This is a genomic window from Caballeronia sp. SEWSISQ10-4 2, assembly GCF_030464885.1.
Taxonomy (GTDB): domain Bacteria; phylum Pseudomonadota; class Gammaproteobacteria; order Burkholderiales; family Burkholderiaceae; genus Caballeronia.
The window spans coordinates 43,106-68,874 of sequence record NZ_JALPRJ010000042.1 but is presented as its reverse complement, the minus strand read 5'-3'; the positions used below and the strand labels follow the sequence as shown (position 1 = coordinate 68,874).

Sequence of the window (25,769 nt, the reverse complement as noted above, 5' to 3'; positions counted from 1 at the left end):
GAGTCCTACTACTATGAAAACATCCGAAGAGACAAAGCATTCCTGGCTTTGGCTGGTCCTGCTCTTTCCATACGTCGCGCTGCTCTGGCTACCTTTCTATAACGATGTCCGTCCGTCTTTACTGGGCTTCCCATTCTTCTACTGGTACCAGTTCCTATGGGTGCCGCTGACCTCGCTCATCATTTACATCGTGTATAGAGGTGTCAAATGAGCGACCTTGTTCCGATCGATCCGGTAGCCATGACCGTCTTCATCGCATTCTTCGTGCTGGTGACGGTAGTGGGATTTTTCGCAGCGCGCTGGAAACGCGGCGACCTGACGCAACTTCATGAGTGGGGCCTGGGCGGGCGCCAGTTCGGCACCGTGATTTCATGGTTCCTGGTAGGCGGCGATTTCTACACCGCCTATACGGTGATCGCCGTACCCGCACTGGTGTATTCGGTGGGCGCATATGGCTTCTTTGCGCTGCCTTACACCATCATCGTGTATCCGTTTGTCTTTGCCGTCATGCCAAAGTTATGGAAGATCGCTCATGCGAAGAACCATATTACGGCGGCTGACTATGTGCATGGCGAGTACGGCGGAAAGTGGTTCCCGGCGGCTGTGGCGCTGACCGGTATTGTCGCGACCATGCCGTATATTGCGTTGCAACTGGTGGGCATGCAGGTAGTGATCAAGGGTCTGGGCGTGAGCGGCGAGATGCCGCTGATCGTCGCGTTCGTGATCCTCGCGCTCTATACGTACACCAGCGGCTTGCGCGCGCCGGCCATGATCGCGTTCGTGAAAGACATCATGATCTACATTGTGGTGATCGCTGCGGTGTGGCTGATTCCATCGAAACTTGGCGGCTACGCGCACGTTTTCGATGCCGCCGATACGTTCTTCAAAGCCAAGGGCGGCGCAACCGGCATCATTCTCAAGCCGACGCAATTCACGGCCTACGCTTCACTCGCGCTAGGTTCGGCACTTGCCGCATTCATGTATCCGCACACCATGACAGCGGTCCTGTCGTCGTCGTCGGCTGCGACCGTGCGCAAGAACGCCATTTTCCTGCCGGCGTACACTCTGCTGCTGGGCTTGATCGCGTTGCTCGGCTACATGGCAATCGCCTCGGGCATCAAGGTGCAATCCGCATCCGACGTCGTGCCCGCGTTGTTCGGCAAGTTGTTCCCGTCATGGTTTGTCGGCTTTGCGGCGGCGGCCATTGCGATCAGTGCGCTTGTGCCGGCCGCGATCATGTCGATCGGTGCAGCGAATCTGTTCACGCGTAACCTGTGGCCGCTGATGGCGCGTGACATCACGCCCGAGAAGGAAGCCAAGACAGCGAAGCTGGTGTCGCTCATTGTGAAGTTCGGTGCGCTGCTGTTCATCGTGTTCCTGCCGACGCAATACGCAATTGATCTGCAGTTGCTCGGCGGCGTGTGGATCCTGCAGATCTTCCCGGCTATCGTGTTCTCGCTGTACACGCGGCGTCTGAACACGCCGGGCCTGTTCCTCGGCTGGCTCATCGGAATCGTGCTCGGGACCGGCATGGCGATCGCGCAAGGATTGAAGCCGGTGTTCGCGCTGCATCTGGGTGGAGCGACGTATCCGCTTTACATAGGGCTGATTGCGCTGGTGGTGAATATCGTGGTGGCGTTTGTCGTGTCGACGGTTACGCCGCGTCGTGTACAGGTTCATCAGGCGACGTAAGAAGACAAGCGCGCGTCATCGCCTTGAGCCATATGCAAGTTTTTTTGCGCATGAATCGAGCTGTTTTTTGCGGCGCTGACGCGCGCGGCCCTGACCTTTCCCTGACCTTTCGATGACATCTTTGTCATCAATCTTCCACACGTCGCCGGGCGCGCTAACATAAGGTAAGGGGACGATGCCTGAGCTCTCTGTTAGCGGTTTGCTGCCGGAAACCAGACAGCACGCGTCGTCCTGAAACCCGGAGGCCTGCCATGATTTCCCTGAAGCAAAATCCCGCAACGTTCCTGCGCTCGCGCGGCGTTGCGCTGTTGACTGCCATTGGCCTGGGCGCCGGCATCCTGTTCGTGTCGATGCATCCGGCGCATTCTTCCGAGGCCGCAGTCGTCGTAGCGCCGCCGGCGCTCGACGAACCCGTGAACGGAGCACACCAGGAAACCGCCGTGCTGGCCGGTGGCTGTTTTTGGGGCGTGCAAGGGGTCTTCCAGCATGTGAACGGCGTGACGAAGGTGGTGTCGGGTTATGCCGGTGGTCAGGCACAGACCGCGCAATACGAAACCGTGAGTGGTGGCCAGACCGGTCATGCAGAGTCCGTGCAGATCACTTATGACCCGACGAAGATCACCTATGGCAAATTGCTGCAGATCTATTTTTCGGTCGCGCATGATCCGACGGAACTGAACCGGCAAGGTCCGGACAGCGGCACGCAATATCGTTCGGCAATCTTTCCTGCCAACGACATGCAGAAACACATTGCGCAAAGTTATATCGCGCAGCTCGACAAGGCGCACGCTTTCCCTGCGCCGATCGTGACGAGGACGGACTCGCTCAAGGGCTTTTATCCGGCGGAGTCTTATCATCAGAACTATTTGACGCTGCATCCGGATGCACCGTATATCGCGATCAATGACCTGCCGAAGGTCGAGAACCTGAAGCGCCTTTTCCCGGCGGCCTATCGTGACAAACCGGTGCTGCTGAGCGTGACGTCGCAACAATGAAAAAGCGGCGGTGGACTTCAAAATCCACCGCCGCTTTCGCTAACACCAATACAGGCTTACTGCGATGATTGCGTCGTCTTGCGTAGCTTCGCGACATCCCCCGCCGCGACCGCGGGCGCACCGTTGTTCCATCCAGCGCGAATGAACGTCAGCACGTCGGCGATCTGCTGGTCGTTGAGCACCGGCGCATATTTCGGCATCGGATACGCGGCAGGAACGCCTTGTATCACGAGGTCGTGAGTGCCGTTCAGCGTGACGTTGATCAATGACGAGGCGTCCTTCTCCAGCACGTTCGGATTGCCCGCCAAAGGTGCGAGCAGCGGGGCGAACGCGCGGCCATCCACGCCGTGGCAATGCATGCAATACGCGGTATAAACCTTCGCGCCCGCGTCATTGGCCGGATGCTGGAGCAGTGCTGCGGTGGCCTTCGGATCGTATGCATACGCCGGCGCATTCGTGCCGCCGGCCGGCGGCAACGACTTCAAATACGCCGACATGGCTGCCAGATCCTGATCGTCCATGCCCTGCGTGCTGTGGTTGATCACGTCGGTCATCGACCCGAATGCCGTTGCATGCGCATTCGCTCCGGTCTTGAGGAACGAGATCAGGTCAGCATCCGACCAGCGCCCGAGTCCGACGTTCTGCTCGCTCGTCAGGTTGGAGGCAAACCAGCCGTCGAGCACACCGCCTGTGAGCCACGCGCTGCCGCTTTCATCGAGTGCCTTCTCCTGGAACGCAATACCTCGAGGCGTATGGCATGAACCGCAATGGCCCAGGCCCTGGATCAGGTACGCACCGCGATTCCACGCAACGTCCTTGCCGTCCTTGTCGCGATAAACGCCTTTATCGAGGAACACCAAGTTCCAGAATTTGAGCGGCCAGCGCATGTTCAGCGGGAACGGAATATCCGACGGCCGGTTCGCCTGGCTCACCGGCGCGACACCTTTCATGAAGTACGCATAGAGCGCCTTCACGTCGTCGTCCTGGACCTTGGCATAGGACGGGTAGGGCATTGCCGGATAGAGGTTGTGGCCATCCTTCGCCACGCCCTGACGCAAGGCTTTCTCGAAGTCCTCCTCGCTCCATTTACCGATACCCGTATCCGGGTCGGGCGTGATGTTGGTCGTGTAGATCTTGCCCATCGGCGTGGTCATCGGCAGGCCGCCTGCGAATGGTTTGCCTTTGGGCGCGGAATGACAGGCCACGCAATCGCCCGCTTTCGCGAGATGCGCGCCACGGGCGACCAACGGATCGTCGTTCGCGGCGGCATGAGCCAGCATGGGCAGGCTGAGCGTCAGCGCAAGGGAGGCTACAAGGTGCTTGATCATTGTGTGTTCCCTCACGCGCTTTGCAGTTGACGGCCGACGGGCAACTGTCGCAAGCGCTTGCCGGTGGCAGCAAAAATCGCGTTGGTCAGCGCGGGCGCAAGAGCAGCCGTTCCCGGTTCGCCGATCCCTCCAGGCGCCTCGCTGCTCTTCACAATGTGCACTTCAATAGGCGGTGCCTGATCGATCCGCAGCATCCGGTAATCCGTGAAATTGGATTGCTCGACGCGGCCGTCCTTGATCGTGATCTCGCTATAGAGCGCTGCCGTGATGCCAAAAATAATGCCGCCCTGGATCTGCGCTTCGATGGTGTTCGGATTCACCACCATGCCGCAATCCACCGCGCAGACCACGCGGTTCACGGCCACTTCGCCGTCGCCGTTCACGGTCACGTCCACCACCATGCCGAAGAAGCTGCCGAACGCGTGCATGACCGATACCCCGCGTCCCTGGCCCTTCGGTGGCGTGGTGCCCCAGCCGGCTTCGCGGGCGGCCACGTCGAGCACGTTCTGCGCGCGCGGTGTCTTGCCGAGCAGGTCGTGGCGATACTTCACCGGATCGACCTTGGCTTGTACCGCCAGTTCGTCCATGAAACTCTCGACCACGAAGGTGCCGCGCGTCGGACCGACGCCGCGCCAGAACGCGGTGGGCACGTCCATGGGCTCCTGGCGCACGTAGTCGATGAACTGGTTCGGGAGATCGTAGGGCAGGTCGGCGGCAACTTCCACGGCGTCCGGATCGAGGCCGTTCTTGAACGCGGGCGGTGCAAAGCGCGCCAGCACTGACGACCCCACAATGCGATGCTGCCACGCGACCGGGCGGCCGTTGGCATCGAGGCCGGCGGAGATGACGTCGTAGTAGTACGGGCGATACATGTCGTGCTGGACGTCCTCCTCGCGCGTCCATGTGACCTTCACGGGTGTACCGACCTGCTTGCCGACCTTCAGCGCCTGGCCGATGAAATCGGTCTCCAGCCGGCGCCCGAAGCCGCCCCCGAGCAGATGGTTATGCACGGTGATCTTGTCGGCGGGCAGGCCGGTGATCCTTACGGCGGCGTCGACTGCACGTGTGGGCACTTGCGTGCCGACCCAGATATCGCAGCCATCGGCCCGCACGGACACCGTGCAGTTGACCGGCTCCATGGTGGCGTGTGCGAGGAAGGGCTGCTGGTACACGGCATCAACGCGTGTCTTGGCGTCGCTGAAGCCCTTCTTTACGTCGCCGTCCTTGCGCGCCACTGCTCCGTCGCGCTTCGATGCATCGGCGAGTTGCTGCACGACCTTGGCCGTGGAAAAATCCGCTCCGCGGCCTTCGTTCCATTTGATATCGAGCGCTGCTGCGCCGCGTTTGGCGGCCCACGTATGGTCGCCGATCACGGCCACGCCGTTGTCGATGCGGATCACCTGACGCACGCCGGGAATCTTCTTCGCATTGGTATCGTCGACGGAGGCGAGCGTGCCGCCGAACACCGGGCTATTCACGATGGCCGCGTACACCATGCCGGGCACGCGGACATCGAGGCCGAACATCGCGGTGCCGTCCACCTTTTCGGGCGAGTCGAGGCGCTTGGCGGCCGTGCCGATCAGCTTGAAATCCTTTGGATCTTTAAGCGTCACGTTCTGCGGCGCGGGCAGTTTCGCGGCAGCATCGACGAGTTGTCCGTAGCCAATGCGCCGGTTGCTCGCGGCATGCACGACTTCGCCGCGCTCCGCATGGCACGACGCCGGATCGACCTGCCACTGCTGCGCTGCCGCAGAAATAAGCAGCACCCGTGCGGTCGCGCCGGCCTTTCGCATGGGCTCCCATGCATAACGGATCGAGGTGGATCCACCGGTCAACTGGCCGCCGAGCAGCGGGTCCATGAAGAGCTTTTCGTTCGGTGGCGCGTGATCGATCACCACGCTGTCCAGCGGCACTTCGAGTTCTTCCGCGATCAGCATCGGGATAGACGTATAGATTCCCTGGCCCATTTCGACCTTGGGAATCACCAGCGTCACCTTGCCCGTTGCATCGATCTGTACAAACGCGTTCGGCTCGAACACACCGCTTTGCGGCGCTTCGTTGGCGTCACCGCCGATCACCGATTTACCCTTGGGCGCTTCTCCCTGGCTCGCGGCCGGCAGGCTGAAACCGAGCATCAGGCCGCCGCGTACCGCAGCGCCGACCGATACACCCAGCTTTAAAAACGTTCGCCGGTTCAGGCCTTCGGGCGCGCGGCGGTTCTGGGCTTCCAGTAGTCCTCGCGACATGTCACGTCCCCTTGGCGGCTTGTTTGACCGCCGCACGGATACGGTTGTACGTGCCGCAGCGGCAGATGTTGCCAGCCATGGCGGCGTCGATATCGGCATCCGAGGGATTGGGGTTCGAGGCGATCAGCGAAGCCGCCGACATCACCTGACCGGACTGACAGTAACCGCACTGCACAACATCGAGCGCGACCCATGCGTCCTGCACTTTCTTGCCTGCGGGGGTAGCGCTGACAGCTTCAATGGTGGTCACCTTGCGCTCGCCCACTGCCGCAATCGGCAGCACGCACGAACGCACCGCCTGGCCGTCGAGATGAACCGTGCACGCGCCGCATTGCGCAATGCCGCAGCCGAATTTGGTGCCCGTGAGACCGACCAGATCGCGCAGCACCCAGAGCAGCGGCATGTCGGGAGGGGCGTCGACGGTGTGAGATTCGCCGTTTATGGAAAGCGTCGTCATCTGCAACTCCAGTTGTCGTGGGGATTTTTATGGTCTTTCTTAACTGCAAATCCTTATACAAGATTACGGCGATTCTTGCTGAGTCCCTCGGGAGCTATGGCAACGGTCCGGCCGATTTTCAGCTTTTCACCGTGTCAGGAAAAAGTCGTGGAATAAACCGCTGTATGAAAGGGTTAGCGCTGGCATTGATGCCCTTCACGCCAGTTCTCCGAGGCGAATCACCATGTCTTCCAATTTCATTACAGCTCTGCGCGCTCGTTGTATGGCGGCTGTGGCGATATCCGCCGTCGCGATTGCCTTCGTTTCCACCGGTTCCTCGGCTCGCGCAGCGGACACCGCGAGTGGAGGCCCGGAAGCGCCGTTTCTCACTGAAAACGATCAGGCGATGACGCGCATGATGGACGGCATGTCCGTCAAGCCGAGCGGCGATGTCGATCGCGATTTCGTCGCGATGATGATTCCGCATCATCAGGGTGCCATCGATATGGCTCAGGCCGAATTGCGTTACGGTCACAACGAGCAGTTACGCCGGATAGCGCAGGAAATCATTGTTGAACAGCAGCAGGAAATCACTGCCATGCGCGTCGCGCTCGGTCAGCCGTTGCCGCCCTCGGCACCGGTTCCGGACCAGGAGCAGACACCGGAAAAAGCAGCCCCTTCCCAACCCATGTCCAGCATGACAACCCCCATGCCGATGCGCATGGATCAGGAGACACAATGAAACGAGCCACTCTATTGTCGAGCGCACTGACCGTCTTCGCGACGGCCGCATTAAGCGCCATTTCGCAGGTCGCCTGCGCAGGACAGGCACCGGGCCTTGCGTCTGCTCCGGACGTTACGATCAGCCACCATGACCGCGTCTACGCGGCCGAACAGTTCTCGAACACGGTCTCCGTGACGGACCCCGCCGATAACAAACTTGTGGGCGTGATTCGCCTCGGCGATCCTTCGCCGGGCAATTTCAGCCCGTTGTACAAGGGGCAGGTGCTCGTGCACGGGATGGGATTCTCGCCTGACCATCGCACGATTGCCGTGGTCTCGATCGGTTCGAATTCGGTTTCGTTTATCGACACGCAAACCAACACGGTCAAGCATGTGACTTATGTGGGCCGCGCGCCGCATGAAGCGTTTTTTACGCCTGACGGTAAGGAGGTCTGGGTCACCGTGCGAGGAGAAAACTATGTGTCCGTTCTGGATGGACACACCTTCGAGGAGAAGACCCGCATCATCACGCCGGCGGGTCCGGGCATGCAGATTTTCTCGCCGGACGGCAAATACGGGTACGTGTGTTCGTCGTTTAATCCGGAAGTGGATGTGATCTCGGTCGCCGATCACAAGCTGGTCGGGAAGGTCACGCAGGTGAGCCCGTTCTGCCCGAACATTGCAGCGACGCCCGATGGCAAGCAGGTCTGGTTCACGCTGAAAGATACGGGGAAGACGCAGGTCTTCGATGCTCGTCCGCCATTCGCTACGCTGAAGGTGCTTGATACAGGGCCGATCACGAACCATGTGAACATCGTGCATAACGCCAACGGCACGTTTGCTTATGTGACGGTCGGCGGACTGAATCAGGTAAAGGTGTTCCGTACCGACGATTTCTCGCAAGTGGCAACCATTCCAGTCGGTAAGCTGCCGCACGGCATCTGGCCATCAGGCGATGGCAGCCGCGTGTATGTCGGTCTGGAAAACGCCGATGCTCTGAGCGCTATCGATACCCTGACTAATAAGGTCATTGCTACCGTGCCTGTCGGGCAAGCGCCGCAAGCGGTCACTTATGTTCCGAACGCGGTGCCTGAAGGCGACGGCACTCAAAACACACAGCCGCTCGGGCTCGCGGGCGAGACTGTGCGCCTGAGCATGGTGCCGGTCGGGGCGAGCCCAGAGGCAGACTCGGCGCCTACCAGCGTCGCGTTGTTCGATCAGGGTTTGCTGCAGGTGTTGCAGGCGTCGGCTACCGGCTTGCAGCCGAAAACGCCGTACGTGCTGGGCCTTTCCGATAACGCCGATGGCAGCGGCAATATCGAATCGCTCGCAATGTTCATGACCAACCCGGCAGGCTCGGCGATCGTCAATGCGATTGGTCAGATCCGTCAGGTCGTTGTGCCGGGGACCAACGCGACCGGCGACAAGCGGCGGTACCTTGTGATTGCTCCGCAGGTGTCTGGCAAGCCGGGTGCGCCTGTCCAGGTGCAAGCGCTTTAGGCGTTTTCGTCGCGCGCCAAGCAACTTCTTCCGCCGCCGGATTTGATTGTCCGGTGGCTTTTTCTTGTGCGCTGATGTTTGTGTTAAGTGCTTGCGGCATTGTTGTCATACCAAGCCACCATATGCCCCGATTTAATTTTCGATTTTTCAGGAATAAAGCCAGTAGAAAAGCGGTTTGCCCTTGTGCCAACCCGTTAAACACACTGGAGTCGAAAATGAAGATACTTGCCTTGCTTACCATGTCCGCCGCCGTGCTCGTTTCCTCAAGCGCTTTCGCGCAAGGATTGACCCGCGCTGAAGTTCGCCAGCAACTCGTGGAAGCGCAGAAAAATGGTTCGGAGTACGTGACTGATGCTTCGTATCCGGATGTCAGCCCGGCGTTTCAAAACCAACTCGCACATCGGCAGGAAAACGCGAACGCGTATGGCGGTGTTGCGGCCGGATCGAGCGTGAGCGCACCGCGTGTCCCGATGACCGGGACGCAAAGTCATGAAGCTTGTGTCGGTCCTGTCAGCTTCTGCAATATCTATGGGGGGTCGTGAGCGATTCGGGCCAGACTGTTGGCAGTTTCCTTCGGGGCGGCGCCGGTCATGTGACTGGCGCACGCCTTGATTGTGAAGCTACGCTCAACGCGGATTTAGCCGGGCATCTTGCGGAAGGCGATAGCAAGGCGATTCCAGCTGTTGATCGCCGAGACAAGCAGCGTCAGGTCCACGATTTCTTCTTCGGTGAAATGTGGTTTGACAGCTTCCCAGACCGCATCGGGTACATGATCTTGCGAGACCAGCGTGACCGCTTCGGTCCATTCCAGCGCAGCACGTTCGCGGTCCGTGAAGAAGGGCGTCTCACGCCACACCACCACAGTCGAAAGCCTGCGATCCGTATCCCCGCCCTTGCGAGCGTCGGTCGTATGCATGTCGACGCAGAATGCACAGCCATTGATCTGCGAAGCTCGCAGACGGACCAGTTCAGCGAGCGGCTTTTCTATCGATGACTTACCGATGTACTCTTCCAGTGTGATCAATGCTTTGATAGCGGGCGGCTTGGCTTTATAGAAGTCGAGACGGGTTTGCATGATGGCTCCTTGTTGGTTTTGACGATGCGCGTTGCCGCGCGACATGAGCTAGATTAGGCGTTTTACTGGACCTTATAAATAACCGATTTTTACTAATTTCAGGTAACCAGTGAAGGACCACTACAGAACGCAATCGACGGGGTTTTCGTTCGCACTCGGGCGGGGGTGATGCTGGGTTTTCGGGGGTAGTGGTCGGGGGGATGCCGGGTGCGAACGAAAACCCAAAAACAGGATTTCCAGAAAAATAGAGCGATTTCTTGATCTGGATCATTGAACAGTCAAGCTCATTATTTCGGCATGTTGAATCATCTCGATATTGATTAATAATGCGCGAAATCGTGTGAATCTTAGCGCTCGGCAAATCGGCTTAAGTGCTTTAAGCTGGCTTGCCAGTGCAGTCGCGTAGGCATAAAAAATCAACTGCAGCTTAATACTGCGGACACAAAAACCCGATCGAGGGACACAACGGTGGGCATACGCAGCGTCGTCATCACACTAGTGCTGCTCGCGGTTTCAAGCCTGGATGCATTCGCCGCTGGCGAGGCGCAGGCCGAGAAGGCACCTGACACCATGCAGGCACGCGTGCTTGGTTGCGCGGCTTGCCATGGCGCGCAAGGTGAAGGCACGAGCAACGACTATTACCCAAGGCTCTCAGGCAAACCCGCGGGTTATCTCTACAACCAGTTGCTGGCCTTCAGGGACGGTCGTCGCAAGTACCCGCCAATGAACTATTTATTGGCGTATCTCCCGGATCCGTATCTGCTGAAAATTGCCGAGTACTTTGCAGCCGAGCATCCGCCATTTCCCGCACCGTCACCCATCACCGCCGATGCAGCGACGCTTGCGCTAGGTAAGACCTTAGTGAATAGCGGCACTGCGTCGCGCAAGATTCCCGCATGCGTTGCCTGTCACGGTGCAGCCCTGACCGGCATGGAGCCGGCGATTCCGGGCTTGCTGGGCTTGCACTCCGACTACATCAGCGCGCAGTTGGGCGCATGGCGTTACGGCACGCGCACAACGCTTGCGCCCGACTGCATGCATGACATCGCCACCAAGCTAGCCGACCGCGACATCACGGCTATCGGGGCGTATCTGGCTTCGTTACCCGCGCCGGAGAATCCGGTGCCGGTGGCGGCAGGGTCACTCAAGATGCCGCTGGCTTGCGGCACTGTTCCTAATCACTAGGCGAGGAAATAGACGTGTTCAGTTTCCGCACCCTAATGCTTTTTTGCGCTTGTATCGTGACGATGAATGCACGAGCCGCCGATCCTTCAGTGATTGCCCGCGGCGAATACCTCGCTCGCGCCGGCGATTGCATCGCGTGCCACACGGTGCCGGCCGGCAAATTATTCGGTGGCGGCCGACCGATGGAAACACCATTCGGCACGCTCTATACGCCGAACATTTCATCGGATAAGGAGACCGGCATCGGCAAGTGGACCTCGGCCGAGTTCTACACCATGATGCACACCGGCAAGTCGCGCGACGGCGAGTTGCTTTATCCCGCCATGCCGTTCGCCTCTTATACCAAGGTCACGCGCGACGACTCCGACGCCATCTATGCCTACCTGTTGTCGACGCCACCCATTCATCAGCCTAATCGAGCGCACGAATTGCGGTTTCCGTTCAACCAGCGCTCATTGCTGTACGGGTGGCGCATGTTGTACATGAAGCCTGGCGAATACCAGCCGGATACCACGCAATCCGTCGAATGGAATCGCGGCGCTTATCTGGTCGAAGGGCTCGGCCATTGCACGATGTGCCATACCGCGATCAACGCGCTAGGCGGCAATTCAGCGTCCAAGCGTTTCGAAGGCGGGCTGATTCCCGTGCAGAACTGGTATGCGCCTTCGTTGACGTCGAATAAGGAAGCAGGGCTGGGCGACTGGAGCATCGAGGACATATCGGACCTGCTGCAGTCGGGCGTATCGAACCGGGGCGCAGTGTATGGGCCCATGGCCGAGGTCGTGTACGACAGTTTCCAGTATTTGTCTGATGAAGACATTCGCGCGGTGGCGGTGTACCTGAAGACCTTGCCCGCGCGTGCCGGAGAAAAGGTCGTACCGGCAACCGAGGCTGTCGCCGAACAAAAGAACAGTCTTTCACCGCTAGGCAAGAAGATCTATGACGCCCAATGTGCGCTGTGTCATGCGTCGCAAGGGCAGGGCAAGCTACCGCATTTCCCGCCTCTCGCGAACAACCAGTCGATCCAGATGACGTCGTCTGTGAATCCGATCCGCATGGTGCTGAACGGTGGTTACGCGCCCGGCACGAAGAAGAACCCGATGCCCTACGGCATGCCGCCGTTTGCTCAATCGCTGTCCGATGTCGAGGTTGCGGCGGTCGTTACGTATATCCGCACGGCCTGGGGCAATCACGGCACGCCGGTTAGCGTAAAAGAAGTCAACGCGTTGCGCTCAGCCCCACTTTATTGAGGACGTCATGACTGATTCTGAGAATGAAGATGCTGCCGTCGACGAGATCGTGCGAGACGGTCCGCAGGGCGCCATTGCGCTAGCCGGAGTGGCTACCGCCATTGTGATCGGCTTGTGGTTTGCGTTCTACTTCCTGGTCTTCTTACCCCGCGGCGTTATCCAATGAGCACTGAACACCCGTCGCATGCATCTGCCGACATTGCCGCGCGCATCGAGCGCAAGTGGGCAGTTCTTGTCATCGGCATTCTTTGCGTGCTCGTCGCCATGACGATCTTTACCGGACTGCATTGGGCGATGATGCCGCCGTCCCGCGTGGAGACCGTGCGGCCTGAGACGCTTAACGTGAGCGGTGAATTCATTGAGAGCAACCTGGGTAGTGCAGTTGAAGTGGACGGCTCGGTGACGGTGCGGATCGTCGCGCAGCAGTACTCGTTCACGCCGCAATGCCTGCTCATTCCAACCGATACGCCCATCACATTCCGCGCCACCAGCGCGGATGTCGTGCACGGGTTCCTCATCACGAACACGAATATCAATTCGATGCTCGAGCCCGGTTATATCTCCACCTTCAAGACCACCTTCACGCAGCCCGCGGAGCACCTGATGCCATGCCACGAGTTTTGCGGCACGGGGCATCAAGGCATGTGGGCGCACGTCAAGGTGATCGACAAAACGGCTTTCCTCAAGATGGCAAACGCTAACGGTTCGCGGAGACTCAGCTGTGTTAAATAGCAAGCGACTCGTTCTCGCGCATTTCTGGCTGGGTTTCATCACCTTCGGCGGCGCGCTGCTGCTCGGCGCGTGGCAAATGTGGGTGCGCAGTCCGTTGCATCCGTGGCTGCAGAATCCGGAGCTCTACTATCGCTCGGTAACGGCGCACGGCTCGGCAATGGCCTACGTGTTCCCCACGTTGATCGCAATGGGCTTTGGTTACGCGGTCACCGAACTGGCACTGAAGAAACCGCTGATCGGCGTGCGCTGGGCGTGGGCCGGTTTCATTCTCGTGGCGCTCGGCACGGTCACTGCGATGGTCCCCGTCGCAATGGGCCTCGCCTCGGTCCTGTACACCTTCTACCCGCCGATGATCGGCAATGCGTTCTATTACATCGGCATCGTCCTGGTAGTGGTCGGATCATGGATCTGGGTAGCGCTGATGTCGATCAACCTGGCCGCGTGGAAACGCGAGCATCGGGGCGTGCCGGTGCCTCTGGCCATGTTCGCCAGCGTGGCAGGAGCATATTTATGGGGCTGGACAGCGGTCGGTGCGGCCATCGAGATCCTGTTCCAGATTCTGCCTGTGGCGCTTGGCTTCAAGACGACGATCGACGCCGGTCTCGCTCGTGTGTTCTTCTCGTGGTCGCTTCACGCGATCGTCTATTTCTGGCTGATGCCGGCTTACATAGCGTATTACACGATCCTTCCGCGCGCGATCGGCGGCCGTCTGTACAGCGATTCGATGGCGCGCATCTCGTTCATCCTGTTCCTGGTGGTCTCGATGCCGATCGGCATTCACCATCTGTTCGCCGATCCGCAAGTTGGCTCGGGCTTCAAGTTCATGCATTCGGTGTTCACGGCGCTGGTCGCAGTGCCGACCTTGCTGACCGTGTTCACCATCTGTGCATCGGTTGAAATTGCGGCGCGTTTGCGAGGCGGCAGGGGCAGCTTCGGCTGGATCAAAGCGTTGCCCTGGGATAATCCGTTGATGCTTGCGCTCGCGTTTTCGTTCGTGATGCTCGGCTTCGGCGGTGCGGGCGGCATCATCAACATGAGCTACCAGCTCGACTCGACTATCCACAATACGCAGTGGATCACGGGCCACTTTCACCTGATCTTCGCGGGCGCGATCGTCATCATGTATTTCGCGATCGCCTATGATCTCTGGCCGCATCTCACCGGCCGCGCCATGACGCAATTCAAGCTGATGCGCCAGCAGTTGTGGCTGTGGTTCATCGGCATGATCGTTCTGACGTTCCCGTGGCATTTCGCCGGCATTCTCGGCATGCCGCGACGAATGGCCTTCTACGACTACACAGACCCGGAGATTGCGGAGCAGGCGGTATCAGTGATTATTTCGACCATCGGCGGCGTCATTCTCGTGATCTCTGCAGTGATGTTCTTCGTCGTGCTGATTCGGGCGCACCGTGCACCGCATGTGGTGCTTGAGGAGTACCGGTTCAGCACGGCGGTGCATGAATCGAAGACCATCCCGGTCGCGTTGAACAGCTTTGGCTTGTGGCTTGCGTTGATGATTGGCCTCACGCTCTTCAACTATGGCTATCCGGTCGCTTCGCTGTTATTGCGCTCCGATACGTCCGTTCCCGCGATTCCGATTGGAGGGCCCCAACGATGAGCGATGAACGCCTATTCTCGTTACGTAACCGGTGGTTCACGGTCACGGTCGGCGGCATGCTTGCGCTCGTCGTGTTCTCGGCGGCCGTGGGGTTCATATGGTTGCCGTCGGCGCAAAGCGATCAACCCTTCCAGGGCATCTGGAATGCGATTTGCAGCGCAGCGGGCGTACCGCAACAATGGTTGCGCGCTTCGTCGGCCACACCTGTGCCGCTGGTGCAAACCAGCGCGGTCGCCATGACGCCGCAACTGCTGGCCGACTCGGGCAGCACGTTGATCGGTCGTGGAGCGACCTTGTCCCTGCGCTGCACGATGTGTCATGGCGTGCGTGGCATAAGCGACGCCAACTCGCCGAATCTCGCGGGCCAATATGCCTCTGTGGTCTACAAGCAGTTGGCCGACTTTCAGTCGGGCGCGCGCCGCAACGCGGTGATGTCGCCGATGGCATCGAACCTGAGCGACCAGGACATGCGCGACCTCTCCGCGTACTACGCTTATCTGCCGAGGCCGGTGGCGGTGCGTACCAGCGCGTCTTCGTCCATGCCTGCGCCCGACATTGTGTCCCACGGTGCGCCGATGCGAAACATTGCGTCCTGCGCATCGTGCCATGGCGGCATCGATCATAAAGCGGGGAGCCCGTGGCTCGAGGGAATGCCCGCAGCGTACACAAGAGGGCAATTGCAGGCGTTCGCGAACGGCACGCGTCATAACGATATCAGCGAGCAGATGCGCAACGTTGCACGCAACATGACGCCGGAAGAAATCGACGCTGCGGCGACCTACTATGCCGGGGCGCAACCGTAACGCTTATTTGGCGAACGTCATCCTGGACAAGCGTGTCTTGAGTTTCTTCATCGCACTTTCGATGTCGTTCGACTCGATCCCGCCATAGCCGAAAATCAGCCCTTCCTGCGCGGGCCGATTCATATAGAACGCGGAGATGCCGTACAAGCCGATGGACGGATCCATAGCGCCGCCGGTCAGATGTTTCTCCTTCAACGATCCCTTTAGCCACGCTGTCATGTGAATTCCCGCAGCGGGAATTCTCGGTTCGAACCATTCAGCGAGTTCGTTTTGCAGGTGCGTGGCAAGTGTCTTACGCCGATCCTCGTAATGCTTGTGCATGCGTCGCAGATGCTTGGCGAAGTCGCCATCGAGCATGAATTTCGCCAGCGCCGTTTGCGTTAACGAGCAGGTATGCCAGTCACTGATCTGCTTGGCCTTTTGTATCGATTCGTTCAGCGACAACGGCGGCACGACATAACCTACCCGCAGCTCGGGAAAGATCGTCTTTGAGAACGTGCCGACGTACGTCACCAGACCCGCACGGTCCAGGCTCTTGAGCGGTTCCATAGGGCGGCCTTCGAAGCGGAACTCTCCGTCGTAGTCGTCTTCAATGATGACCGCGCCCTGACGCTGCGCCCATTCAAGCAACGCGACGCGGCGCTCGAGACTCATTGGCATGCCAAGCGGAAACTGATGCGACGGCGTCACGTAGACAAGCCGGGCCTTCTTGGGCAATTGCTCGACGATCAAACCTTGTTCATCGACGGGCACGCCGGTTATCTTGGCGCCGGCCGCCACGAACGCCGCGCGCGCCGGCGGATAACCCGGCTCCTCGACTGCGACTACATCGCCGGGACGCAGCACCACGCGCGCGATGAGATCGATTGCCTGCTGTGCACCATGCGTGACGATCACGTCTTGCCAGTTGCTCACCACGGCGCGGCTAAACGACAGATAACGCGATACGGCAAGACGCATTTCCTGTTCGCCGGCCGGATCGTGATATTGGCCGCGTCCTCGCGCCTGCAGTCGCACCGCGTGATTGATGCAGCGACGCCAGGTGTCGAAGGGGAACAGGCGCTTGTCGGTCACGCCGCCCATAAAATCAAGCGGGTACGGGGTGCCGTGTCTGGGCATGGAAAGCTGCACAGGCATTGATGACCAGATGGCTTGCGTCCTCGCCTGATGTTTCATTGCATCGGCGGGATGGGTTGGAACGCGGGTTAATCCAACGGCCACGAACGTGCCGTCGCCGGGACGCGAACGAAGATAGCCTTCGGTAGTGAGGCGTTCGAAGACATCAAGCGTCGTTTTGCGCGAGACGCCGAGTTGGGTGGCGAGGTCGCGGGTGGAGGGCAGGCGTTCGCCCGCTGCCAGCCGCCCTTCGACAATACCGCTGCGCAACTGCCGGTAGATCTGTCCGCTCAAGTCGTCGCGGCCGTGAATGGTCACATGAATTTCCATTGCAGCGGTATCCTCGAATGAGATCAATCGATCGATTTTGACATACCAGTGAGGCCGATGGTCCGGCGTCACCAAGCCCGATTTTTTACATTTTCCTAACGCTGTGATCGATTGCGATAAATCTATCTTGACAATATCTGACTTATCAAATAATATGTTTTTCATCAACGGAGGCAACGATGAATCACTACAGCAAGGACAATTTTCGTCTGACCCAAAGCATCGGTTTCATGATCAACAAAGCGCGCAACATCCTGATAGTCGAGATGGATGCGGCGCTGAAGGAACTGGATATCTCCAGTCAGCAGATGGGTATTTTGATGGCGCTCACGCTCGGTCTTGCTGCAACGCCGTTCGAGCTGTCGAAAGTGTTGGGGATCGATACCGGTCTGATGACACGCATGCTCGACAAGCTGGAGGCGAAGGAGTTGCTGCAACGCTCGCGCAGCCTTGAAGATCGCCGTGTCGTCAATCTGGCGTTGACGGAAAAGGGTGAGGAAGTCGCCGCCCAAATTCCGGAGGTCGCACCGGATGTGTTGAACGCACACTTGAAGCATTTCAACAAAGCCGAGTTCGAAGAGTTTCGCCGCCTGCTTCGTAAATTTCTTGATGAGTAAATGAGCCGAGTAAGTGCGCCGATTTTTTTTCTCCAATTATCTGATGAGTCAGAAAATGAAATCACAGTTAAACCAAAGATCGATCGGGTCGAGAGTATCGGCCCTGGGCGTATCGGTGATGTTTGCCGCGGTGCTGTCGGCGTGCGCGAATTACTCGGGCATTCACAGCGACCAGCACATGGCGCAACCGGAGTCGTATGAGACGACGCAAAGCATTCCGTCGGAAAGCGGCCATTGGCCGGCGGCCGGTTGGGCCGATCAATTTGGCGACGCGCAGTTGAAGGCGCTGCTTGCCGAAGCGCTGAAGAGCAGCCCGTCGCTCGATCAGGCACGTGCCCGGGTTGCTTCGGCCAATGCTTATAGCGAAACGGCGAAGGCCAACACAATGCCGAAGGTTGGCGCGGATTATTCGATGACCCGCCAGCAGTATTCCGGCACCGCGTCCGTGCCGCCGCCGTATGCGGGTTCGTGGCAGACCGAAAACAAGCTGCTGGTTTCCGCTTCGTACGACCTCGACTTGTGGGGCAAGAATCGTGAAGCGCTGAAGGCGGCGGTGTCTCAAACGCAGGCAAGCGAAGCGGATGCTGAAGTCGTGAAGCTGACGCTGACCACATCGATTGCTCGCGCTTATAACCAGCTTGCTCGTTTGTACGATCAACGTGACATCGCTGTTAAGGAAGTCGCGCAACGCGATCAGATCGAACGCATTGCGGCGGGTCGGATTGCGACCGGGCTGGACACTGAAGTGGAGCGCAAGACCGCGCAGGCGAACGTTGCAACAAGTCATGCATCGTTGACTGCTCTCGATGGCCAGATTCTCACGACGCGCTATCAAATCGCCGCGTTGCTTGGCGCAGGACCGGATCGCGGCTTGACGATTCAACGCCCGGCGCTGGGTGTGGGAGATCAGGTGCTGCTCCCCGATAACCTGCCCGCCGATCTCATCAGCCGCCGGCCCGATCTGGTCGCCGCGCGCTGGCGTGTGGACGCCCTCACGCATGACGTGAAGGAAGCGAAGGCCGAGTTTTATCCCGACATCAATCTGAGCGCCGCGATTGGCCTGGATGCATTCGGCTTTGGCCGTTTCCTGACGGCAGCAAGCAGAACCGCAACGGCCGGTCCGGCGATCCACTTGCCGATCTTCGACGCCGGCGCATTGCGCGCCCAGCTCAAGGGCCGTTATGCCGATTTCGACTATGCCGTTGCGACCTATAACCAGACACTCGTCACCGCACTAAGCGATGTCGCCAGGCAGCTCGCGCAGATCCGTTCGGCGGATGCACAACTCGTCGATGCAGAAACTGCGCAGGAAGCCGCGCATCGTGCCGATGAACTAGCAATCGTCCAGTACAAGGGCGGCCTCACGAATCAGCTGACGGTACTCAACGCCGACATGAATGCGTTGTCGGCGGACCAGGCCGTGGTCGATCTGAAAATGAACCGTCGTGACCAGCAGATCGCACTCGCCGCGGCACTCGGCGGTGGCTATACCGACACAAGCACCCCTTCGTCTTCACAAACTGTTGCCGCGCGCTAAGCCGGCATTTCACGGACCCGTCAGGAGAAGTTGAAATGAGCGATACCATTCAGTCCGGCCGCGCGACAGCGGATTCAAACGAAACGGCCAAGGGTGCTTTACCCCAGGAGACCGCACCGCGCACGAAACGCAAGCTGCTGCTTTCCTTGCTTGGTGCAGCAATTGTCATCTCGGCCGTAGGCTACGGTGCGTATTACTACACCGATGCACGCTTCTACCAGTCGACGGACGACGCCTACGTCAGTGGCAATCTCGTGCAACTCACGCCGCAAGTCAGCGGTACGGTTGTCGCGGTGAACGCCGACGATACGCAGATCGTCAAGGCCGGCGACCCGGTCGTCACGCTGGATTCAGCCGATGCAAAAGTTGCGCTTGGCAATGCGGAAGCCACGCTCGGCCAGACCGTGCGGCAAGTGAGCAGCCTCTACGTGAACAATGACTTTTATGCAGCGAGCATCGCGCAACGCGAGTCGGATCTCGCCCGCGCCAACTCGGATCTGCAACGTCGTCAGGCTGTGGAAAACACCGGGGCGGTATCGGCGGAAGACGTGTCGCATGCCCGCGATGCCCTCAAAAGCGCGCAAGCCGCACTCGACGCCGTACGCCAGCAAGCCGAAGCGAACCACGTGCTGACCGACCGTACCTCCATCGAACAACATCCGAATGTGCAGGCCGCGGCGAGCAAGGTTCGGGATGCTTATCTAAGCTACGCCCGCAACACCTTGCCCGCGCCGGTCACGGGCTACGTCGCTCGCCGTTCGGTACAAGTCGGCCAGCGTATCGCCCCGGGCACGCCGCTGATGGCGATCGTGCCGCTCGACGGCGTCTGGGTCGACGCCAACTTCAAGGAAGGGCAACTGAGGCGCATGCGCATCGGTCAGCCGGTCACGTTGACGGCTGACGTGTACGGATCGAGCGTCAAGTATCACGGCCGCGTGGTGGGCTTTTCCGCAGGCACGGGCAGTGCGTTTGCGGTGCTGCCTGCACAGAACGCGACAGGCAACTGGATCAAGGTCGTGCAACGCTTGCCCGCACGCATCCAGCTCGACCCGCGTGAGCTTCAACAGCATCCGTTGCGCATCGGCTTGTCGATGGACGTCGAAGTCGAAACACGCGACGAATCCGGTACGGAACTGGCCGCTGCGACCAACACGTCGTATCGGACGGATGTATTCGAGCAATACGGTGCACAAGCCGATGCGGAGATTGCGAAGGTGATTGCCGACAACATGCCGTTAGTTCCGGCAGCTGCTCCCAAGACCATGGCGAAGCGCGATCAGGCTCAACCTAATCGCGCCGGGTAAGCGCATTTTTTTAACCATATATCTGATAAGTCAGATTTAGAGTGTCCTTGGGAGCAGCCATGAATACGTCGTCTCAATCCGGCGCGCTCGCGCCGCTCACTGGCGGGAAGCTGGCGCTTGCCACGCTTGCCGTTGCGCTTGCCACCTTCATGAACGTGCTGGATTCATCGATTGCGAACGTTGCGATCCCGACCATCTCCGGCAACATGGGCGTCTCGGTCGATGAAGGGACGTGGGTCATCACCCTGTTCGCCGCAGCCAACGCCATTTCGATTCCGCTGACTGGCTGGCTCACGCAACGCATCGGGCAGGTCAAGCTGTTCGTGTGGGCGATCTTGTTGTTCGTGTTGTCTTCGTGGCTCTGCGGCATTGCGCCGAATCTTCCCGTGCTGCTCGGCGCGCGAATTCTGCAAGGCGCGGTTGCGGGCCCGTTGATCCCGCTGTCGCAAGCAATCCTGCTCGGTTCTTATCCGAAGGAAAAGAGCTCGCATGCGCTGGCGTTGTGGGCCATGACTGCGACGGTCGGCCCGATCGTCGGACCGGCGCTGGGCGGCTGGATCACCGATAGCTACTCGTGGTCGTGGATCTTCTATATCAACATTCCTGTCGGCCTGTTTGCCGCCGGCGTGACGTGGGCGATCTACCGGACGCGCGAAACGCCGGTGAAGCGGATTCCCATCGACAAAGTGGGTTTGATCTCATTGATCGCGTGGGTCGGTTCGTTGCAGATCATGCTCGATAAAGGCAAGGACCTCGACTGGTTCACGTCGCCGGTGATCGTCGCGCTGGGGATTTTTGCGTTGATCAGCTTCGTGTTCTTCATGATCTGGGAGTTGACTGAAAAGAATCCGATCATCGACCTCCGGCTCTTCAAAGGACGTAATTTCCTGGGTGGGACCGTCGCGATTTCAGTCGCTTATGCGGTCTTCTTTTCGAACCTCGTCATCTTGCCGCAGTGGATGCAGCAGTACCTGAACTACCGTTCCGTCGATGCCGGTCTTGCTACCGCGCCACTGGGTATTTTTGCCGTGCTGCTTGCGCCGGTGATGGCGAGGATCATGCCGAAGAGCGATGCGCGCGTGCTTGCCACGCTGGCCTTTCTCGGTTTTGCCGGTGTGTTTTTCATGCGGTCGTTTTACACGACAGGCGTCGATACATGGACCCTGGTCGTTCCGACCTTGCTGCAAGGGATTCCTACCGCGCTGTTTTTTGTTCCGCTTACGGCGATCATTCTGTCGGGCTTGCCGGGGGACAAGATTCCTGCCGCTGCAGGGCTTTCAAATTTCTCCCGGGTCTTTGCGGGTGCTGTTGGAACGTCGTTGGTGAGTACCGGCTGGAACGATCGGACGATCCTGCATCATGCACAACTGGCCGAGCAAACCAGCGTCAATAATCCGAACTTTGTCGCGAGCATCGATGCAATGCAGAACACGCTTGGTGGCAGTGTGTCGCAAGCGATGGCGTTCTTCGAATCCTCGCTTAATACACAAGCCGCCATGCTCGGATTGAACGATATCTTCTGGCTCTCGGCGGTGATTTTCATCGCGATCATTCCGCTGATCTGGCTGACAAAGCCGGGCAAGGACGGTAGCGCAGCGGCTGCGGGAGCAGGCGGTCACTAGGGTTTGAGTCGATCGGATCGGCGATTAGTAAAGTTCGGCGTAAGCAGCAAGAATGAAACAGATGGCTCTAGTCGCCCGACTTTTTAGGAAAGAAGTTACCTAAAGACGCACCTATGCATAGCTGAAAAGCACCCAGCCAGTAGTTTGAACTGTGGAGCAGATCCAGATGTTCTTTCGGCGATGTTCCTAGGCTGGGCGGCAGCACGATCAGTGTGGAGAGCGACAGTAAATAAGCCAGCGACAACACAATGAGTATGACGAGCCGAATCACTGGCGTCGGCATCTCCTGCCTTGCCGCTGGCGCTGCCGCGTATAACGCTGCCACGATGATGCTCAAGGTCGGCATCACCATCGGGATGTACCAACTCCACATCTCCGATGTCAGCTTCCTGCTCTCGTCGCTATCGGCGGCGCCTACGACCGAGCGCAGCACCAGCAGGCCGACCTGCAGAATAAAGAAGGCGACCCAGACACTGGCCAGCCAGTTTTGGCAGGTCTTGTAGCTCATTGCGTACCCGCCAGTCCGGGCCAAAGCGCTGTACGCTGAAGATGATCCCGCGCGTCAAGACTGCCCGGCACGATCACGGCCGCGTCCTGACCGTCGGACTTTTTGAACTCGTAGATCAGCACCGTGCACTTTGTGTCCTTGCTCGCAGTCCGGCTGGAAATTCCTTGCGGCAGCCGATCGGCGCCAGGCGGTAACTTGCTGGTCAGGTCCGCATACGTTGCCTGCTGCGCAGCGGTCACCACCGGCTGGTCCGTCACGACGAATACGATGACCTGATAGTAGCCGCTGGGCGCGGAAGAGAAACGTCGGATGACCTCGCCTATCGACCAGCTTTTGATCGCTCCTACGTTGACCGCCCACCTGGCCGGCGAGGGCATAGGCGTCCAGTCGGGCCTGGTCTGTTCTACGCGCGTGACCATGGCGAAGCCGCCGGGATAGTCGTAGAACTGACGCCAGTCATAACCGGCGGCGTTGATCAGGTCGCTCAGGGAATCTTCTACGTCGCCAAACGTAATCGGATGTTTCCCCTGTCCCGCCACGAACTTCAGACTGAGTGGTGGCGTCTCTGCCGAGGGTGGAGGCACAGGGACGGGAAACTTGTTGATCTTTACTTCGGCGTCGAGTTGTCCCGGGTCATCGGCTCCCTTGGCGGCTGCAGTCGGCGCCGGCTGAGGTGCAGCAGCGGTCGGCGCAGGAGGCGAGGGCGATTGACATGCCGACAGCAAAACGCTTGTCGCGCAGGCAAGCATGACCGGATGAAGCCAGGCAAAAAATCGTCTGGGCGCAGCGAGCATTTCGGAGAGGTGCAACGAAAGCATGCTCATTATCATGTCGCTCCGGTGGGGCGCTGCAATGCCGTCATCGATCACGTTATAAGCTCAAATGCGCGATTCGTCCATGCGGACCCACTCCTCTGGGCGGCAACAGATCACTCGTATCTTGGTGAGCCAAATAGTAAGCCAAAACTCGACCAATCGAGCGCGAAAACACGCTCGCTGCAACGGCCAGGAATTCTTCAGGAGATAGGAGCTTGTACGGAGAGGGGCGAGGACCTCCAGGCCTTCGCCTATCTTGTCAGGCTTGTGTCAGGGAGGGTTTTATTTGAGCCCTGGATCCAGCGCGGGCCTGGATGACCGAAGGCGCCAAGGCATCGTGCGTGCACCTTGGCGCATTTATGTCACCGCGGCTTGTTCAACTTGCCTTCGGCCTCCGCGCGCAGGCGCTCCTCCTGGGCCTGCAATTCCGGTGTGAATTCAGCGCCGAAATCGGCGGCCTCGTACACCCGGCGAATTTCGATTTCGGACTCACCTTCCATGGGGTTGGGACAGCGCCTGACCCATTCGACCGCTTCTTCCATCGACTTGACTTCCCACAGCCAGAACCCGGCAACGAGTTCCTTGGTCTCCGCGAACGGTCCATCGATTACTGTCCGCTGGCTGCCCGAGAAGCGCACCCGTTTGCCCCTGCTGCTCGGGTGCAAGCCCTCACCCGCGAGCATGACGCCTGCCTTGACGAGTTCTTCATTGAAGTTGCCCATTGCTGTAAGCAGCTCCGTACTGGGCATTTTGCCGGCCTCTGATTCGTTCGTAGCCTTTACCATTACCATGACGCGCATTGTCGTTTCTCCTTGAGTGGGTTGTTGGAGCCGCGCGGCTCCGAAGTCGATTCAGGACCGACAGGCGGCTCTGATACTACGACGAATCGGGACACGGGGAATCGACAGCGGCTTCAAAAGATTTCACGTGCGCAGTTCAAATAACACCGGTAGAACGCATGTCGGCCAGACGCTTTTTCATGTCCAGCACGGCGAGCGTGTGGGCATCGCCTTTGCGCAATGCGACGCTGGTCGAGAGGATATCGACGATGGCGAAGCAGCGGCACTGCCGCGCAATCTTGCGCTCCTCCACGCCGTTCTCATCCACGCCAAATCCGTTCATCCGTGCGTTTCAATATTATGGAATACCATAATATTGAAACGCTTGATTTGCGCAATTCGATGGAATACCGTAATACCAGCCGCAACGTTCCAGCGGTCGACACGAAGCGGGGCGCTTTGTTCATCGCGCTCGCAGCAAGACGGACTGATTTCCAGCACATGGGCCGATCATGAAATTCTCGTTGTTTCTCCATATGGAACGGTACGACGCGCAGACGCCGCACCGGCAGCTCTTCGACGAACTCACCGAGCTCGTTCAGATTGCGGAAAAGGGCGGCTTCGAAACCGCGTGGGTCGGCGAGCACCACGCGATGGAATTCACGATCGCACCGAACCCCTTCATCAACCTTTCGTACCTGGCTGCGCGCACCGAACGTATTCGCCTGGGGACCGGCACCGTGATCGCGCCGTTCTGGCATCCGATCCGCCTCGCGGGGGAAGCCGGCATGGTCGACGTCGCGAGCAACGGGCGCCTCGATCTCGGCATTGCGCGCGGTGCGTATTCCTTCGAGTACGAACGTCTGTTGCCGGGGCTGGACGCGTTCGGCGCGGGCGCACGGATGCGCGAACTCGTACCCGCGTTGCGGCAATTGTTCAAGGGTGACTACGCGCATGAGGGCGAGTTCTGGTCGTGGCCTTCGACCACGCCGGTACCGCGCCCGGTCCAGCAGCCCAATCCGCCGATGTGGCTGGCCGCGCGCGACCCCAACTCGCACGAGTTCGCGGTGAGGAACGGCTGCCATGTGCAGGTCACATCGCTTGCAGCAGGGGACGGCGAAGTCGTGAACCTGATGGATCGTTTCAACGCGGCCTGCAAGGCGAACCTCGACGTGCCGCGCCCGCAGATCATGATGCTGATGCACACCTTCGTGGGTGCGGACGCTGCGGAAGTCGATGCCGCCGTGCAAGACCTGAGCCGCTTCTATTGCTATTTCAGCAAGTGGTTCAAGAATGAGCGGCCGGTGCAGCAGGGTTTCATCGAACGGCTGACGGAAGCCGACATAGTGTCGTTCCCGCAATACACCCCGGAGCAGATTCGGAAGAGCCTGGTGATCGGCCAGCCCGCCGATGTCATCGGCCGCTTGAAACAGTATGAGGAACTCGGCTTCGATCAATACAGCTTCTGGCTAGACAGCAACATGAGTTTCGAGCGCAAGCGCCGGTCTCTGGAGCTGTTCATATCGGACGTGATGCCCGCGTTCGATGCAGGCTGAAC

26 protein-coding genes are annotated in these 25,769 nt (G+C 59.3%); 17 read left to right on the top strand and 9 right to left on the bottom strand.

What is annotated here, in order from left to right:
• The first annotated feature begins 13 nt into the window (after positions 1 to 13).
• The 3 genes from M0D69_RS26215 (at position 14) to msrA (ending at position 2,687) form a co-directional block, all read left to right on the top strand.
• Complete coding sequence (locus tag M0D69_RS26215) at positions 14 to 211, top strand: DUF3311 domain-containing protein (protein ID WP_301784777.1); 198 nt, start codon at positions 14 to 16, stop codon at positions 209 to 211.
• Complete coding sequence (gene mctP, locus M0D69_RS26210; protein ID WP_301784776.1) at positions 208 to 1,692, top strand: monocarboxylate uptake permease MctP; 1,485 nt, start codon at positions 208 to 210, stop codon at positions 1,690 to 1,692. The genes M0D69_RS26215 and mctP overlap by 4 nt, the downstream gene beginning before the upstream one ends.
• Before the next feature lie 251 nt (positions 1,693 to 1,943).
• Positions 1,944 to 2,687, top strand: coding sequence for a peptide-methionine (S)-S-oxide reductase MsrA (msrA, locus tag M0D69_RS26205; protein WP_301784775.1), 744 nt, complete (start codon positions 1,944 to 1,946; stop codon positions 2,685 to 2,687).
• Positions 2,688 to 2,743: 56 nt separating this feature from the next.
• Here msrA and M0D69_RS26200 read toward each other — a convergent pair whose 3' ends face one another.
• The 3 genes from M0D69_RS26200 to M0D69_RS26190 are packed head-to-tail and all read right to left on the bottom strand — an operon-like array spanning position 2,744 to position 6,718.
• Positions 2,744 to 3,967, bottom strand: coding sequence for a cytochrome c (locus M0D69_RS26200; protein WP_301784787.1), 1,224 nt, complete (start codon positions 3,965 to 3,967; stop codon positions 2,744 to 2,746).
• A 59-nt stretch (positions 3,968 to 4,026) separates the two neighbouring features.
• A complete protein-coding gene (locus M0D69_RS26195) occupies positions 4,027 to 6,261 on the bottom strand; it encodes a xanthine dehydrogenase family protein molybdopterin-binding subunit (protein ID WP_301784774.1) in 2,235 nt (744 codons plus the stop codon).
• Position 6,262: 1 nt separating this feature from the next.
• On the bottom strand, positions 6,263 to 6,718 hold the full coding sequence (locus tag M0D69_RS26190; RefSeq protein ID WP_301784773.1) for a (2Fe-2S)-binding protein: 456 nt from the start codon (positions 6,716 to 6,718) through the stop codon (positions 6,263 to 6,265).
• A gap of 223 nt (positions 6,719 to 6,941) precedes the next feature.
• Here M0D69_RS26190 and M0D69_RS26185 point away from each other — a divergent pair, with 223 nt between their 5' ends.
• From M0D69_RS26185 to M0D69_RS26175, 3 genes are all read left to right on the top strand, one after another.
• Positions 6,942 to 7,439, top strand: coding sequence for a DUF305 domain-containing protein (locus M0D69_RS26185; protein ID WP_301784772.1), 498 nt, complete (start codon positions 6,942 to 6,944; stop codon positions 7,437 to 7,439).
• Positions 7,436 to 8,920, top strand: coding sequence for a YncE family protein (locus tag M0D69_RS26180; RefSeq protein ID WP_301784771.1), 1,485 nt, complete (start codon positions 7,436 to 7,438; stop codon positions 8,918 to 8,920). The genes M0D69_RS26185 and M0D69_RS26180 overlap by 4 nt, the downstream gene beginning before the upstream one ends.
• A gap of 215 nt (positions 8,921 to 9,135) precedes the next feature.
• The gene (locus tag M0D69_RS26175) at positions 9,136 to 9,462 is read left to right on the top strand and encodes a DUF4148 domain-containing protein (protein ID WP_301784770.1); all 327 of its coding nucleotides are present in this window, start codon (positions 9,136 to 9,138) and stop codon (positions 9,460 to 9,462) included.
• Between the two features lie 95 nt (positions 9,463 to 9,557).
• On the opposite strand, the gene M0D69_RS26170 is transcribed toward M0D69_RS26175, so the two are convergent.
• Entirely contained in the window at positions 9,558 to 9,995 is a 438-nt protein-coding gene (locus tag M0D69_RS26170; protein WP_301784769.1) for a carboxymuconolactone decarboxylase family protein, read from the bottom strand.
• Positions 9,996 to 10,496: 501 nt separating this feature from the next.
• Here M0D69_RS26170 and M0D69_RS26165 point away from each other — a divergent pair.
• The 6 genes from M0D69_RS26165 (at position 10,497) to M0D69_RS26140 (ending at position 15,583) form a co-directional block, all read left to right on the top strand.
• Positions 10,497 to 11,180 carry a c-type cytochrome gene (locus tag M0D69_RS26165; protein ID WP_301784786.1) on the top strand — a complete coding sequence of 228 codons (684 nt, stop codon included), beginning with the start codon at positions 10,497 to 10,499 and terminating at the stop codon, positions 11,178 to 11,180.
• 62 nt (positions 11,181 to 11,242) lie between these two features.
• Positions 11,243 to 12,430: a cytochrome c gene (locus M0D69_RS26160; protein ID WP_301784768.1), complete on the top strand. Its 1,188-nt coding sequence runs from the start codon at positions 11,243 to 11,245 to the stop codon at positions 12,428 to 12,430.
• Positions 12,431 to 12,437: 7 nt separating this feature from the next.
• The gene (locus M0D69_RS26155) at positions 12,438 to 12,596 is read left to right on the top strand and encodes a hypothetical protein (protein WP_122179344.1); all 159 of its coding nucleotides are present in this window, start codon (positions 12,438 to 12,440) and stop codon (positions 12,594 to 12,596) included.
• Positions 12,593 to 13,162: a cytochrome C oxidase subunit II gene (locus M0D69_RS26150; protein WP_301784767.1), complete on the top strand. Its 570-nt coding sequence runs from the start codon at positions 12,593 to 12,595 to the stop codon at positions 13,160 to 13,162. Before M0D69_RS26155 ends, M0D69_RS26150 begins: the two co-directional genes overlap by 4 nt.
• On the top strand, positions 13,152 to 14,780 hold the full coding sequence (locus tag M0D69_RS26145) for a b(o/a)3-type cytochrome-c oxidase subunit 1 (RefSeq protein WP_301784766.1): 1,629 nt from the start codon (positions 13,152 to 13,154) through the stop codon (positions 14,778 to 14,780). The genes M0D69_RS26150 and M0D69_RS26145 overlap by 11 nt, the downstream gene beginning before the upstream one ends.
• Positions 14,777 to 15,583: a c-type cytochrome gene (locus M0D69_RS26140; protein WP_301784765.1), complete on the top strand. Its 807-nt coding sequence runs from the start codon at positions 14,777 to 14,779 to the stop codon at positions 15,581 to 15,583. Before M0D69_RS26145 ends, M0D69_RS26140 begins: the two co-directional genes overlap by 4 nt.
• A 3-nt stretch (positions 15,584 to 15,586) precedes the next feature.
• Here the strand turns inward: M0D69_RS26140 and M0D69_RS26135 are convergent, their stop codons facing one another.
• Positions 15,587 to 17,029, bottom strand: a complete 1,443-nt coding sequence (locus M0D69_RS26135) for a PLP-dependent aminotransferase family protein (protein WP_301784764.1) — start codon at positions 17,027 to 17,029, stop codon at positions 15,587 to 15,589.
• Positions 17,030 to 17,208: 179 nt separating this feature from the next.
• Between M0D69_RS26135 and M0D69_RS26130 the strand changes: the two genes are divergently transcribed.
• From M0D69_RS26130 to M0D69_RS26115, 4 genes are read left to right on the top strand one after another with little or no spacing between them, the layout of a single operon-like run.
• The gene (locus tag M0D69_RS26130; protein ID WP_301784763.1) at positions 17,209 to 17,646 is read left to right on the top strand and encodes a MarR family winged helix-turn-helix transcriptional regulator; all 438 of its coding nucleotides are present in this window, start codon (positions 17,209 to 17,211) and stop codon (positions 17,644 to 17,646) included.
• Between the two features lie 55 nt (positions 17,647 to 17,701).
• Positions 17,702 to 19,183 carry an efflux transporter outer membrane subunit gene (locus M0D69_RS26125; protein ID WP_301784762.1) on the top strand — a complete coding sequence of 494 codons (1,482 nt, stop codon included), beginning with the start codon at positions 17,702 to 17,704 and terminating at the stop codon, positions 19,181 to 19,183.
• A gap of 35 nt (positions 19,184 to 19,218) precedes the next feature.
• Entirely contained in the window at positions 19,219 to 20,487 is a 1,269-nt protein-coding gene (locus tag M0D69_RS26120) for an HlyD family efflux transporter periplasmic adaptor subunit (RefSeq protein WP_301784761.1), read from the top strand.
• A 59-nt stretch (positions 20,488 to 20,546) separates the two neighbouring features.
• Positions 20,547 to 22,109, top strand: coding sequence for a DHA2 family efflux MFS transporter permease subunit (locus M0D69_RS26115; RefSeq protein WP_301784760.1), 1,563 nt, complete (start codon positions 20,547 to 20,549; stop codon positions 22,107 to 22,109).
• Positions 22,110 to 22,176: 67 nt separating this feature from the next.
• Here M0D69_RS26115 and M0D69_RS26110 read toward each other — a convergent pair whose 3' ends face one another.
• The 4 genes from M0D69_RS26110 to M0D69_RS26095 form a co-directional block, all read right to left on the bottom strand.
• Positions 22,177 to 22,617: a hypothetical protein gene (locus tag M0D69_RS26110; RefSeq protein WP_301784759.1), complete on the bottom strand. Its 441-nt coding sequence runs from the start codon at positions 22,615 to 22,617 to the stop codon at positions 22,177 to 22,179.
• Positions 22,614 to 23,435: a hypothetical protein gene (locus tag M0D69_RS26105; RefSeq protein ID WP_301784758.1), complete on the bottom strand. Its 822-nt coding sequence runs from the start codon at positions 23,433 to 23,435 to the stop codon at positions 22,614 to 22,616. The genes M0D69_RS26110 and M0D69_RS26105 overlap by 4 nt, the downstream gene beginning before the upstream one ends.
• A 359-nt stretch (positions 23,436 to 23,794) precedes the next feature.
• Positions 23,795 to 24,232 (bottom strand): YciI family protein, encoded by a 438-nt coding sequence (locus M0D69_RS26100; RefSeq protein WP_301784757.1) that lies wholly within the window; start codon positions 24,230 to 24,232, stop codon positions 23,795 to 23,797.
• 136 nt (positions 24,233 to 24,368) lie between these two features.
• The gene (locus M0D69_RS26095; RefSeq protein WP_301784756.1) at positions 24,369 to 24,554 is read right to left on the bottom strand and encodes a hypothetical protein; all 186 of its coding nucleotides are present in this window, start codon (positions 24,552 to 24,554) and stop codon (positions 24,369 to 24,371) included.
• 169 nt (positions 24,555 to 24,723) lie between these two features.
• On the opposite strand from M0D69_RS26095, the gene M0D69_RS26090 reads away from it, so the two are divergent.
• A complete protein-coding gene (locus tag M0D69_RS26090; RefSeq protein ID WP_301784755.1) occupies positions 24,724 to 25,767 on the top strand; it encodes an LLM class flavin-dependent oxidoreductase in 1,044 nt (347 codons plus the stop codon).
• Positions 25,768 to 25,769: the final 2 nt, after the last annotated feature.